Annotated in this window: 10 protein-coding genes; 6 read left to right on the forward strand and 4 right to left on the reverse strand. The window is 40.5% G+C overall.

All coding sequences use genetic code 11. The features are described 5' to 3' along the window. Positions 1 to 23 precede the first annotated feature (23 nt). The 3 genes from purB to HXT51_RS00855 all read left to right on the forward strand — a co-directional run bounded on the left by purB (position 24) and on the right by HXT51_RS00855 (position 4,535). Positions 24 to 1,466 (forward strand): adenylosuccinate lyase, encoded by a 1,443-nt coding sequence (gene purB / locus HXT51_RS00845; RefSeq protein WP_421776548.1) that lies wholly within the window; start codon positions 24 to 26, stop codon positions 1,464 to 1,466. Between the two features lie 123 nt (positions 1,467 to 1,589). Then, on the forward strand, positions 1,590 to 4,040 hold the full coding sequence (locus HXT51_RS00850; protein ID WP_415705735.1) for a lysylphosphatidylglycerol synthase transmembrane domain-containing protein: 2,451 nt from the start codon (positions 1,590 to 1,592) through the stop codon (positions 4,038 to 4,040). Positions 4,041 to 4,253: 213 nt separating this feature from the next. Next, a complete protein-coding gene (locus HXT51_RS00855) occupies positions 4,254 to 4,535 on the forward strand; it encodes an HU family DNA-binding protein (RefSeq protein ID WP_103084211.1) in 282 nt (93 codons plus the stop codon). A 150-nt stretch (positions 4,536 to 4,685) separates the two neighbouring features. Here HXT51_RS00855 and HXT51_RS00860 read toward each other — a convergent pair whose 3' ends face one another. Further along, the gene (locus HXT51_RS00860; RefSeq protein WP_103084210.1) at positions 4,686 to 5,522 is read right to left on the reverse strand and encodes an inositol monophosphatase family protein; all 837 of its coding nucleotides are present in this window, start codon (positions 5,520 to 5,522) and stop codon (positions 4,686 to 4,688) included. Between the two features lie 228 nt (positions 5,523 to 5,750). Here HXT51_RS00860 and serB point away from each other — a divergent pair, with 228 nt between their 5' ends. After that, the gene (gene serB, locus HXT51_RS00865; RefSeq protein WP_421776549.1) at positions 5,751 to 6,434 is read left to right on the forward strand and encodes a phosphoserine phosphatase SerB; all 684 of its coding nucleotides are present in this window, start codon (positions 5,751 to 5,753) and stop codon (positions 6,432 to 6,434) included. A 128-nt stretch (positions 6,435 to 6,562) separates the two neighbouring features. Here the strand turns inward: serB and fmt are convergent, their stop codons facing one another. The 3 genes from fmt to hrcA form a co-directional block, all read right to left on the reverse strand. Beyond that, on the reverse strand, positions 6,563 to 7,606 hold the full coding sequence (gene fmt, locus HXT51_RS00870) for a methionyl-tRNA formyltransferase (RefSeq protein ID WP_421776550.1): 1,044 nt from the start codon (positions 7,604 to 7,606) through the stop codon (positions 6,563 to 6,565). A gap of 154 nt (positions 7,607 to 7,760) precedes the next feature. Beyond that, positions 7,761 to 8,903, reverse strand: a complete 1,143-nt coding sequence (locus HXT51_RS00875; protein WP_103084207.1) for a DnaJ C-terminal domain-containing protein — start codon at positions 8,901 to 8,903, stop codon at positions 7,761 to 7,763. Between the two features lie 114 nt (positions 8,904 to 9,017). Continuing rightward, on the reverse strand, positions 9,018 to 10,322 hold the full coding sequence (gene hrcA, locus HXT51_RS00880) for a heat-inducible transcriptional repressor HrcA (RefSeq protein ID WP_421776551.1): 1,305 nt from the start codon (positions 10,320 to 10,322) through the stop codon (positions 9,018 to 9,020). Positions 10,323 to 10,618: 296 nt separating this feature from the next. Between hrcA and tkt the strand changes: the two genes are divergently transcribed. Together tkt and tal are read left to right on the forward strand one after the other, a co-directional pair. Further along, entirely contained in the window at positions 10,619 to 12,718 is a 2,100-nt protein-coding gene (tkt, locus tag HXT51_RS00885; protein ID WP_421776552.1) for a transketolase, read from the forward strand. Between the two features lie 209 nt (positions 12,719 to 12,927). Continuing rightward, positions 12,928 to 14,031: a transaldolase gene (gene tal, locus HXT51_RS00890; protein WP_421776553.1), complete on the forward strand. Its 1,104-nt coding sequence runs from the start codon at positions 12,928 to 12,930 to the stop codon at positions 14,029 to 14,031. Positions 14,032 to 14,041: the final 10 nt, after the last annotated feature.

A 14,041-nucleotide genomic window follows, 5' to 3' on the forward strand; every position in this document is an offset into this window, starting at 1 on the left:
CTAGTTTGATGTAAGGTAAAACTATGAAGCTTACTGATATTTCTCCTGCTATTGCTCTTACACCACTCGATGGACGCTATCATTCTCAAACATCTTGTCTTGTTGAATACCTTAGCGAACCTGCTTTGAATCGCGAACGCATGCGCGTAGAAGTTGAATGGATGATTCTTTTAGCAAACGGATATGATGCCAATAACTTTACGCCTATTGTTAAGGGTGTTAATCCTTTAAGCGATGAAGAATGCGAATATTTGCGTTCAATTCCAGAAAACTTTGATAAAGATGGTATTGCTCGTCATGCTGCTCACGAGGCTGTTACGCATCATGATGTTAAAGCAGTTGAATACTATATTGATGATGCTTTAGATCAGGCAGAAGAAAAGCTTGGGCATAAAACACAGCTTTCCTCTCTTAAGACTCTTGTTCATTTTGCATGCACTAGTGAAGATATTAACAATCTTTCTATTGCTAGATGTGTTAAGAATGCTGTTAAGAATGTTTATAGACCGCAATTAGATTCAATAGTTGATTATTTAACTCAAAAAGCGCAAGAATACAGAGATATGCCACTTCTTTCGCTTACGCACGGTCAGCCTGCTACCCCAACAACTTTAGGTAAAGAATTAGCTGTGTACGCTTATAGATTAAAGCGTCAGCAAAAGCATTTAAATGCTCAAGAATATCTTGGGAAAATTAATGGAGCCACTGGTACTTTTGGTGCTCATGTTGCAGCATTCCCAGAAGTTGATTGGATTAGTGTATCTAAAGAATTCGTTGAAAATCGAATGGGACTTGATTTCAATCCTTTGACAACACAAATTGAAAGCCATGATTGGCAAGCTGAATTGTATAGCACTGTGAGCCATATAAATCATATCTTGCATAATCTTGCTGTTGATGTATGGATGTACATATCTCGAGGAGTATTTGTACAAGTTCCTGTTAAGGGCGCGACAGGATCATCTACTATGCCTCATAAAGTCAATCCAATCCGCTTTGAAAATGCGGAAGCAAATCTTGAAATCTCATGCGCATTATTCGATACTCTTTGCGCAACTCTTACTGAAAGCCGTTGGCAAAGAGATTTAACAGATTCAACTACACAAAGGAATATTGGTTCTGCGTTTGGCTATGCAGTTCTTGCACTTAATAATTTGTTTGGCGGATTGCAGTCAATTCACCCTAATGCAGATTTTATGTCTAAAGAATTAGACGATAATTGGGAAGTTTTAGGTGAGCCTATTCAAACAGCAATGCGAGCTGAGGAAATTGCTGGAGTTGAAGGAATGGAACGTCCTTATGAGCAAGTTAAAGAGCTTATGCGTGGACATCACATTACTCAAGAAGACGTTGAAGCTTTTATTTCTTCTCGTAATTTTGATGATGAAACCGCTAAGCGTCTAAGCTCTTTAACGCCAGCAACTTATACAGGTTTAGCTTCAAAATTAATAGATTTTCTTAAATGAGAATATTTAATTAGAACTTCTAACCTATGCGATAAATGTTATAGAATACTTAACAAGTATTAATTTAACGTTGCTCTTTGTTGAACAGCAGATGTTATACGCATAAAAATTAGTGGTACGGTTATGCAAACGCAAGTAATTTCCCATAAGGATGTTGTTATTAATGATACTCAGCCTGTAAGGGTGAGAGATTTAGCAGATTTGCTTTACTCTATATTTTCATTAGTTCTTACTTGTATTGTTATTTTCTTTGCAATGTATCTTTCTGGTACTACTGCGGGCGTTGAACACGACGCTCGCAGTGCAGGAAAAATGATTATATGGATTATTAATGGCGTACCGTCATCTTTATTACAACAAGGATTGACATTAATAATTGTCTCTCTAGTTTTAGCATCAATGATTAATGCTAAAAAATGGTTTGATACTGTACTATCTACTCTTACGTTGTTGCTTACGTATCCTGCTGTTTGGGCTATTTCTTATATGCTCGCATCTTTTAAAAACCAATCGTTATTCGCGTCGCTTAGTTCAATTTCAAATTTTCAAGGTAGTGATTCATTTGAATTATTACCAGATATGTATGCTGTTTTAGTTGCTTTTCTTACTGTAAGCGGACCTAGACGCGATAATCGTTTTGTTAAAATATCTTGGCATGCGTTGATTGTTGCATCTCCAATATTAGTTATGACATCTTGGCATCCTTTAGCGGGAGTTTTAGCGTCATGGTGTATTGGTAGAACGATTGGTACATTAATACGTTTTATTAAAGGCACTCAAACTAGAGGTGCTTGGGGTGACGATATTGTTGATGCTTTAAGTAACATAGGCATTGATAATTTAGTGCAGCTCACTAGGCGCAATCAGCAAGCAGATCATTCTGGTATGCTTCGTTCAAGTCTTGACGATGATTTGATTGAAAATTCTAGGCTTTATGATGCTATTGATATTCATGGAAATCGTTATGTGATTTCAGTATTAGACAATCAAGTGCATTTGCCTGGATATATAAACCAGTTATGGCAGTGGATTCGTCTAGTTGATGTCCCTGCTCGTAGGGATTTGTCTGCAAGGCATTCTGTTCATCATCATCTTTCTATGCTTTTGGCTTTACGTAATTTAAGATTAGCTACTGCAAATTTTTATGGAGTAACTGATTTTGAAAAATCATCTATGATGGTTTTTAACGCTGCTAACGCTCCTACGCCATGCAATCTAAATACTATGACAGTTGATGATGCTACTAGATTCATGAGGTATTTGGATATTGCAAATAGTCGAGGAATCACACATAGGCGTATTACTCCAGAATCCTTAGCTCGATTAGAAAATGGAACTCCTATTATTGCAGGATGGCATAATGGTGATGTTGCAAGTGATAAGAACAATATTGCTTTGGATAAAGTTCAATTATTAACTCTTATTTCTGCATGCATTGGAATCGATAATGCTGTAGAAGCTGCTATTAAATCTTGGGGTTGTAACACTCTGTCTGAATTATTGCCTTATATGCAAAAAGCAGCAATTCCTGCTTCTACGCGCGCATTGCCTGCAGTAAATAAAAAGATGCTTGAAGAATTGAGAAATAAAGTAAGCAAGATTGTAGTAGAAGAAGTAGATGAAGAAGATTCAAGTACTATACGCCTTTCGAGATTTAATTTGCGATTCTTTGTAAGCTTGGTTTTAGCAATTGTTGCTATTGCTGTTATTATTACGCAATTACATCCTCAAGACTTGATTAGAGCTTTGCGATTAGCTGACCCAGTTCTAGTAGTGCTTTGCTTTATTTGTAGTATGGTTGCCTGGATTGGTTCTGCAATTACTCTTTCTTCGTTCATGGATGATTCTAAGCCTTCGGCGTGGGTATTGTTCTGCTCGCAGGCTGCTTCCGGTTTTACAGTAGTTTCAATGCCTGCTGGAGTTGGACCTGCATTCGTAAATCTTCAAATTTTGAAAAAGCAAGGATATAATTCAACTGCTTCTACTGCAATTACAAGTGCTGTATGGATGATTCAAGCAATTATAACTGCTGCTGTTATGTTTATAATCGGAATCTTTACGGGTAGAAACGTGCTTTCAGGTATGGTTCCTACACATATGTTTGTGACTGTAATTGGAATAACTACCCTTGTAGTATCGCTTTGTATGATTATCTCCCCTATTCGTAAAAGAATAACTCGTAGATATTTGCCAATTATTTCTGCATATGGATTACAAATAAAAGAGATGATTTCGCATCCCGGTCAGCTTATTGGAGGAATTGTTGGAGCAATTATATTAGTTATTTCAGTAGGAATGGGATATTGGATTTCACTTCTTGCTTTCGGATACTACGCGAATCCTTTCGAAACCATATTACTGTTCTTAATAGCAAATGCTGCAGGATCTGCTATTCCTACACCTGGAGGTCTTGGAGCTGTTGAAGCATCGTTAACATTTGCCTTTACGTCTGTTGGAGTTCCACCAACAATAGCGTTATCTGCCACATTGCTTTATAGATTGATGTTTTACTGGTTGCGCATACCATTAGGCGCAATGTCTATGCATTGGTTAAATAAGCATAATTATATTTAATATTTTCAGTCGATTTATAGATTAATATCGTTTGAATAATTGCATATTTAGTGATTTCGTATATGAAAAAGTTTTTTAAATCTATAAATATGAAAAAATCCTAAAAAAACTTTAAAAAATCACCAAAAATGGCTACATTTGTAGGGAAAATGTACTAATATCTAGTATGAACGTGGTCTTCGAAAAGAAGGCCCCTGACACAAAGGATGCTGCATGGCATACAACAAGTCTGATCTCATTTCGAAGATCGCACAGAAGTCCAACCTGACTAAGGCACAGGCCGAAGCCGCCGTCAACGCATTCCAGGATGTGTTCGTTGAGGCTTTGCAGTCTGGTGAAGGTTTGAAGCTTACCGGTCTGTTCTCAGCAGAGCGCGTAAAGCGTGCTGAGCGCACTGGTCGCAATCCTCGTACCGGTGAAACCATCAAGATTCCTGCCTCCTATGGCGTGCGTATCTCTGCTGGTTCTTTGTTAAAGAAGGCTGTTACCGCCTGAAATTAGCAAGTTCTGCACAGATTTTGTGTGAAACAAATAAAGGGACATGCCGAAGTTGGTTTGTCCCTTTATTTTAATTTCTATTTGTTTTTCTATTTGTTTTAATTTCTATTTATTTTAACTAAAGTTCTTTTACTAATACATGCAGTCTTAGTGTAAGTATTTTTGCAATTCTTTAATCACTAATCCGTTAGAAGCGACAACATCGTTTTCTCGACGCCAATGTATAGAACTGCCATCCCACTGTCTAACAGTACCCTGCGCTTCTTTCACTACAACAGCACCAGCAGAAACACCCGGAATATCCCAATAATGAAGGTGTGGCTCAAAGTACGCATCGTAGGTGCCATCTGCAACTTTACACAAATCTAGAGAAGCTGGGCCAATGCGCTTTATATCAGATGGTCCTCCTTCTAGCGAAGAGACAACATCAAGTGCTCGCTTGGATTCTCCAGGAATATATGACATTCCATAACACACAACAGAGCCTTGAAGAGTTGACGTTGTAGACGGAGTGATTTTTTCTCGCTTTTCACCATTAGGAGTACGGCGTATACGAATCGCTCCTTGACCTTTAGCAGCCAAATAAGTAAGACCTAACGCTGGAGCGTGTACAACTCCAAGAACAGGACGAGCAGAATTTTCTTCATTAAATTCAAACAAAGAAACAGTAAGTGTCCACTCAGCCATATCCCTATTAAAATTAATAGCTCCATCAATGCTTCCAACGCACCAAAAACGCTCTCCTGGAATGCAATGCTCATGTCTATTGCGCCAGAAACCTTGGAAAGCATTAATATAAGTTAAACGATTTTCAATAAAACGTATAATCTTATCCCCAAATTCAGATGATGACTGTGTTTGGTCCCCCAACGCAAGAGAGCTCATATCTCTAGGGCTTAACTGATCCTGATAAGCGTGTTTGCCAACATCTTCTAGAATTCTTGCTACCTCTAAAGCAATCTCACGTAAATTTAATTCTGTCATATTCTCACCTCTATGCAATCAAATCCACACTTTTACTCTTATAAAACTCTGAAATCATTTTACTCAACTCATCGCTTGATACCAAACGTATAAATATTATATTGTCAACACTCCAATAATTTTCCAGATTAAAGAACAATTATCACAATAAAAACATAATTTGTAATAAGTTTTTAACAGATATAATTTAAGATTTATTAATATAACAAGAACAATTCAGAGGATATCATGAACACAGTACTGGAATCTTTTAGTAACAATTTTTATATACCTTCTATAGATACTCCAGGAATTCTAGTTATGGATGTAGACGCGACTCTTATAGACGAAGAAGTTATTGATTTGTTGGGCTATAAGGCAGGCGTTGGGAAAGATATGGAATCTATTACAGCTAGAGCAATGCGCGGAGAAATAAATTTTGACGAGTCTTTGAAAAAACGAGTATCCATGCTTAAAAATATGGATTCAAATTCTTTTGATGAAATTAGAAAAAAGATTCATGTAACTAAAGGCGCAGAAGAATTAATTTATATTCTTCATTCTCACGGATGGAAAATAGGAGCTGTTTCAGGTGGTTTTCATGAAGTAATAGATCCGTTATTATATTCTCTTTCAATAGATTTTTGGGCTGCAAATCATCTTGAAGTCGTTAATGGAAAATTAACTGGCAAAGTTTTAGGCGATATAGTTAACAGGAATTACAAGGCTGAAATGCTATGCAAATGGGCTAGAAATAACAATATAAGCATGAAAAATACAGTTGCTGTTGGAGATGGTGCAAATGATATTTCTATGCTTAATACGGCTCGTTTAGGTATAGCTTTTTGCGCTAAAGATGCTGTAAAAAGGCAAGTATCTCATAGCATTGATATACGTGACTTAAAGGAAGTTTTAAGATTCCTAGAATCGTGAAAAACTAGTTTTTAGCTTTTATAGTTCTATGCTTTTTGTACTTCTATTAAGTTTTCTTGTATCTAAATTTGTACCTAAATCTCTAGTTAAATTTGTATTTAGATGTTATTGCACATATAAAACTAAGTTTATTCGCAATATGAATTATCGCTAAGATGTGCGCCTCTAGCCCAATCTGCAGCTTTCATGGCTTTCTTACCTTGAGCTTTAACTTCTTGAAGCTCAAGAACTCCGTTAGAAGTTCCAACCCACACATGATGCTTATCTACAAATAGCTTTCCAGGTAAAAGATTATTAATATTGCGAGAAATAAGATCTTCACTATTAGCTAAAGCGCATTTAAGCACATGCAATTTTGTAGGAAGAGAATCTGATTTTGAATCTGATTTTGAATCTGACTTTGAATCAGACGACAAATCTTGGTTCAAATCGTAATCTTGCTTAGCAACTATATTGCACCATGCACCAGGATTTGGTGTACATGCTCGAATTTGACGATCTGCAACAAAAGCCGGCACGTCAAAACGAATATGAGCATCGTCTACAGTTATTTTTTGAGCGACATCATATGAACCAGGATTTTGTTCAACAGGATTTGCGCTACCGGATTCTACCGCACTAAGAGATGCAGAAAGCAAAGGAGCTCCATCTATACTTAGACGATTTAATAATTCGCCAGAAGTTTCATGCTTTCCAATTTCAGTAGTGTATTGAGCGAGAATAGGACCAGAATCCATTCCTTTAGTAATACGGAAAACTGTTGCTCCAGTAATCTCGTCGCCTGCCCATATAGCTCGTTGTACAGGGGCTGCTCCCCTCCACTGTGGCAATAATGAGAAATGTAAATTGTACCAACCTAATGGAACGGCATTTAATACAGACTCGCGCAAAATCTTGCCATATGCGACAACAGCTGCAGCTTTAACGCCTGAATTCTTAATTTGTTCAATGAAAGATTCTTCTTCACTAGGATTTGATTCCCATACTTCCAAGCCTAATTCTAAAGCAGCTTGTTTAACTGGACTTGGTACAAGCTTTCTTCCCCTACCAGTTGGAGCGTCCGGACGAGTAAGAACAGCGCGAATTTCAAAATTCTCAGTGTCTTGTGCTAACAGGCGAAGCGATGGCACTGCAACTTCAGGAGTACCAGCGAACAATAAAGGCAATACCATATAAACTCCATTCAAAATGCGCACATAAGCAGATTATTAAACGTACTTAATCACTAATCTACTTCTATAGATTTGTTGATTTTAAAAGCATCCGTAAAACAAATCTTAAAGCATTCTCATATAGCAATCTTAAAGCAGCTGTAAAGCAATCGTTTTATTCATTAAAAGCATCTTTAAGTTTGCTAAAGAAACCTTTCTTCTTTAAATCATCTTTTGCAGAACTTTGCTTAGTCTCAACTACATCGCTATCGTGCAAAATAGAGAATTTCTCAATAAGCTTACGTTCCTCTACGCTTAACTTTGTAGGGATAGTTACAGTTATATGCACAATAAGATCTCCGCGTTCCCTATTACTTGAACGCATAACAACAGATCCTAATCCCTTTAATGTAACAACATCCTCATTCTGACAACCAGCAGGAATAACAACACTTTTATCTCCATCAAAAGTGTGAATCATTGACTTATGTCCTAGAACTGCCCAGCTCATAGGAATATCAATCCAGCAATGCAAGTTATCGCCATCGCGAGTAAATTGCTTATCTTGACGAATAAGAATGTCGATATATAAATCTCCTGCAGGGCCACCGCATTCACCAATTTCGCCTTGAGAAGCTAAACGAAGTCGCGAGTGATCATTAATGCCAGCTGGAATATTTACGCCAACTTCGCGCATGGTACGAATTCGGCCGCTACCCTTACATTTAGCACAAACATTTCTGATGATAGTTCCATGACCTTCACACTGCTGGCATGGAGCAGAAGTCATCATTTGGCCAAGCAAAGTTCGTATGACTTTTTGATATGAACCGGTTCCATTGCACATAGGACATGTAATAGGTGGCATACCATCTGCAGATCCATGTCCACCGCAATCAGGGCACAATCCGAAAGTGGAGATTTTAATTTTTATTGTTCCGCCAAAAACAGCTGTTTTCAAATCAATATTGGCTTCAGCTAAAGAATCAGATCCGCGTCGAACTCTAGAAACTGGTCCGCGAGGACCTCCACCAAAGAATTGAGTGAAAACGCTACCCATATCCATATTGTCGAAATTGCTTTCAGGGTTAGGCGCTCCAGCAGAAGGATTGTTAGGATCAACTCCCATATCGTACATACGTCGTTTTTCAGGATTAGATAACACATCGTAAGCGTTATTTACTTCCTTAAACTTATCTTCAAATTCTGGTCCTGCAATATCTGGGTGATATTTACGACTCATTTTTCGATAAGCTTTACGAATGTCATCGTCGCTGGCTTGACGGTCAACTCCTAAAATCTCGTAGTAATTAATCACTATAATCCCTCATTTAGTTCATCAAAATGCATAATGAAACTTTTTTATTTCCCAAACTTCATCTTATTTTTGCATAAGGCAAGGTCAGTGTTGTTTTAAATTGCTCATAATAATTTAACTGTTATGAGCAATAAAAGTATTAAGGTATTTTGCAACAGCTTTTACAGCAGACATAGTTGCAACATAATCCATGTGTTGAGGCCCGATAGATCCAATAAATGCTACAGGCGTATTTGTGTGTGAAGGCTCAATATCGCTACTTGTTTTGTTATTTTCTCTAAGATTGTTTTCGCTAAAATCATCTTCACTAAGATTATCTTCTCCACATTCTTCATAATCCCCATACTCGTTAGAAATACAAGAATCGTCATCATCAAGATGTGAGAAGTTTTTATTTTTGCCCTCATTACTATTTTCGATAAGGCTCACATCTATATTCATGTTTCTTCTATTGTTAAGTGACGAGCCAATAATAGCTGATTCAGATATAGAAGAATTATAGCCATATGAATTATAGCCATATCCACTTGTGACTACAGATGCGTTAAATAGTTCTGGAGTGTGCGTTTCAGATCCAATAGCAACGCTAACTCCATTAGCACAATCGCTCGCCTCCTCGCTTAGAGAAGTCATTAAGCGCATAATAACAGCTTGTTCTTCAAGAGCATCAAATAATTCTGCAAAATCATTAGCATTATTACGATGCGCTAATTGAGATGCTCCAGCTATATAAAGATCATGAGTATGCTCACCTTTATACATGTCATCTAAAGCATTAGCTAAGGATTTAATAACCATGCGCATATTAGAATCGTCAGTGTGAATAGATAAATCTCTTACATACGACGCAGCGCAATCAAATGGAGTATCAGCGCACTTCTTGTTGATATTTGCCGTAAGACCAGAAAGATCCTTAATACTTATATTCCCTATAGGGAGCATATGTTGAGCTACGCTACCAGTGTCTGTAATAACAACTGCAAGTAGAGTGTTTGAGGAAACTTGAACAAGTTCTATATGTCGCACTCTAGATCTTGACAATGCAGGTGAAGCAACTAAAGCAATTTGACCAGTGATAGTAGCTAGTAGACGAGCTGAACGTTGCAATGTATCTTGTAAACTTACTGATCCGCTTAGAAAGTTGCGAATTGCACGACGTTGAGCTTCAGAAAGAGGAATAACAGAAGCTAAGCCGTCAACAAAATAGCGATAACCCTTTTCTGTTGGAATTCTACCAGCAGAAGTATGAGGCTGAACAAGATACCCATCTTCTTCAAGAGCTGACATATCATTGCGAATAGTTGCTGAACTAACACCTAAATGATGATTTTTAGTTATAGAAGCAGATCCGACAGGTTCTTGTGAACGAATATAATCTTCAACGACCGCTCGCAGTACCATCATGCGTCTCGGTTGCATTGATTTTCCTCTCATATTCTTTTAGGTACGTATTAAAAGTATGTATTATAAGCAAGTTATAAATATGCTATAAGTATGTTATCAAAAATTTGTGCAAGTGACAGTTAATATATTGAAAAAGAATGATAAAAATAACTGATATTGCTAATTTTAGTTATTAAAAAGAAAATCATTTTTTGACACACTTTAAACTCTTTTAGTCTGACGCAAAAGATAGGATGAAATCGCAATGTGAGGGTAAAAACCCAGCGTGAGCTGTGTCTAAAACCCGAATTATTGGAAGGAAAGTAGATCACATGACCGATTTCAACTGGTCTGCATTAGACGAGCGCGCCGTAAAAATGGCGAAGGTTCTCTCGGCTGATGCTGTTGAGCGAGCAGGACATGGACATCCTGGCTCCCCTGTTTCATTGGCACCAATTGCGTACACCTTGTACCAGCACTTCATTAAGCATGATCCAGCTGACCCAAAGTGGGCTGGCCGCGATCGTTTTATTCTTTCTGGTGGTCACGCTTCACTTACGCAATACGTGCAGTTGTTCTTCTCTGGATACGGCTTGACTCTTGACGATCTCAAGTATTTCCGTGGCGGTGCAGACACGCGTACTCCAGGTCACCCAGAATACGGCTTGACTCCAGGCATCGAAATGACTACTGGCCCACTCGGTCAGGGTCTTGCTTCTGCTGTTGGTTTCGCTTATGGCCAGCGCTTCGAGCGCGGTCTTCTCGATCCAGAAGCTCCAGCTGGCACTTCCCCATTCGATCACAAGGTTTGGGTTATCTGCGGCGAAGGCGATGTTGAGGAAGGCGTTTCTTCTGAAGCTGCTTCCTTGGCTGGAAACCAGAAGCTTGGCAATTTGACTGTAATCTTCGATGCAAACCACATTCAGATTGAAGGCGATACTAAGCTCACCTTCTCTGAAGATATTCTTGCTCGTTACCGTGCATACGGTTGGTACACTGATGAAGTTAGCTTCATTCAGCCAGACGGCTCCTACAAGGAAGACGTTCAGGCTTTGGCTGCTGCTATTGAAAAGGCTCAGGAAGTTACCGATAAGCCTCACTTCATTAAGGTTAATACTTTGATTGCTTGGCCAACCCCAGGCAAGACCAACAACGAAGCTTCCCACGGTTCTAAGCTTGGTGAAGAAGCTGTTAAGGGCTTGAAGGAACTTTGCGGTTTCGATCCAGAAGTTTCGTTCCCAATCGACGAAGAAGCTTTGGCTCATGCTCGTAAGGTTGCTGAGCGCGGTTTGGCTGCTCACAAGGCTTGGGATGAAGCTTTTGCAAAGTGGGCTGCTCAAAACCCAGATAAGGCTGCTCTCTACGATCGTCTTAAGGCTGGCAAGCTTCCTGAAGGCTTCGACAAGGCTATTGATGACTTGGTTGCTGGCTTCGAAGTTGGCTCTAAGGTTGCTACCCGTAAGGCTTCTGGCGCAGTTCTTAATGCAATTGCTGCTGTTATGCCAGAACTTTGGGGTGGTTCCGCTGATTTGGGCGGCTCTAACAACACCAACATTAAGGGCGCTGACTCCTTCGGTCCATCCGAGGATGCAACTCGCACTTGGCCAAACGTTTCCGAGTACGGTCGTCAGCTTCACTTCGGTGTGCGCGAGTTCGCAATGGGTGCTATTACCAACGGTATTTTGCTTGGTTCTGACACTCGCCCATTCAACGGCACATTCTTCCAGTTCTCTGATTACGAGCGTCCAGCAGTTCGTTTGGCTGCTTTGATGGAGATTCCAAACCTCTACGTTTGGACTCACGACTCCGTAGCCTTGGGCGAAGATGGTCCAACTCACCAGCCAATCGAACACTTGGCTGCATTCCGTGCTATTCCTCAGCTTGAGGTTGTGCGCCCTGCAGATGAGTACGAAACTGCTGAAGCTTACCGTTACTTCTTCGAGAAGAAGAACAGCTATCCAACAGCTATGATTTTGACCCGTCAGGGCGTTCCAACTCTCGCTGAGACCGCTGAGAAGGCTCGTGAAGGCGTAAAGCATGGTGCTTATGTCTTGGTTGATTGCGAAGGCACTCCAGACGTAATTATCATGGCTACCGGTTCTGAAGTTCAGTGGGCTGTTGCCGGTGCCAAGACTTTGGCTGCTGAAGGCATTAAGGCTCGCGTTCTTTCTATGCCATCTCTCGAATGGTTCGAAGAGCAAGATGAAGAGTACAAGGAAGCAATTCTTCCAAAGTCCGTCAAGGCTCGCGTTTCCATCGAAGCTGGCTTGGCATTGCCTTGGTACAAGTATCTTGGCGATTGCGGCAAGGCTGTTTCTATCGAACAGTACGGCTTGCAGGGTGACGGCGGTCAGAACATGATCGACTTGGGCATTACTGCTGAGCACGTAGTAGAAGCTGCTAAGGCTTCTATCGAAGAAGCTCGCGCTTAAGATAGAAAGTAAGCAAAATAAAAACTTGATGTATCAAAATAAAATTGATTCATCACAAAACTAGAAGTGCTAATTTAGTAACTTCACAGGAACAGCGATGGCGTGTTGATGCCGAGCTACCGTTGGTTCGACATCAACCGCTGTTCCTTGTAAAAACGCCAAACTACCGACGTGCCCCAATTGGTGGAGCACAGTGTTAAGGAGATAACATGACTGAAGCAACGCAGCGCACCAGCGATTCCGGCGTTTCTATTTGGTTGGACGATTTGTCCCGTACCCGCATTGAGTCCGGTTCTTTGCAGGATTTGATTGCTAACAAGAATGTTGTTGGTGTTACCACCAACCCATCCATCTTCCAGAAGGCTTTGAGCCAGGTTGGTCCATACGATGCACAGCTTAAGGAACTCGGCAAGGTCGACGTTGAAACCGCTATTCGCGAGTTGACCACCACCGATGTTCGTAACGCAACCGATATCTTCCGCGAGATCGCTGAAAAGACCGACTTCGTTGACGGCCGCGTTTCCATCGAAGTTGACCCACGCTTGGCTCACGATACTGCTAACACTGAGAAGCAGGCTGAAGAGCTTTGGGCAAAGGTTGATCGTCCAAACGTTATGATCAAGATTCCAGCAACTTTGGAAGGTCTTCCAGCTATCACCGCTACCCTTGCTAAGGGTATTTCCGTGAACGTAACCTTGATCTTCTCCCTCGAGCGCTACGAGCAGGTTATCGACGCCTTCATCGAAGGTATCGCTCAGGCTGCCGCTAACGGCCACGACTTGAAGCACATTGGTTCCGTAGCTTCCTTCTTCGTCTCCCGCGTTGATACCGCTGTTGACAAGCTCCTCGAAGCTAACGGTTCTGAAGAAGCTAAGGCTCTTGAAGGCAAGGCTGCTGTTGCTAACGCTCGCTTGGCTTACGAACTCTTCGAGAAGAAGTTCGCAGCTGACCCACGTTGGGCTGAGCTTGAGGCCAAGGGCGCTAAGAAGCAGCGTCCACTTTGGGCTTCTACTGGCACCAAGAATGCAGCTTACTCCGATTGCAAGTACGTTGACGAGTTGGTTGCTGAGCGTGTTGTTAACACCATGCCAGAAAAGACTTTGAACGCTCTTGCTGATCACGGCAACGGTGCTCCTTCTGTTAAGGGTACTTACGAAGAGAGCCACGCTGTTATGAACAAGCTTGCTGAGCTTGGCATCAACATCAAGGACGTTACCGACAAGCTTGAGGCCGACGGTGTTGCAGCCTTCATCAAGTCTTGGGATTCCGTGATTGCTGACGTGCAGTCCGGCATCGATCGCGTAAACGCCTGATTTGATTAAT

Source organism: Gardnerella sp. KA00255 (genome assembly GCF_049244095.1).
Lineage (GTDB): Bacteria > Actinomycetota > Actinomycetes > Actinomycetales > Bifidobacteriaceae > Bifidobacterium > Bifidobacterium vaginale_F.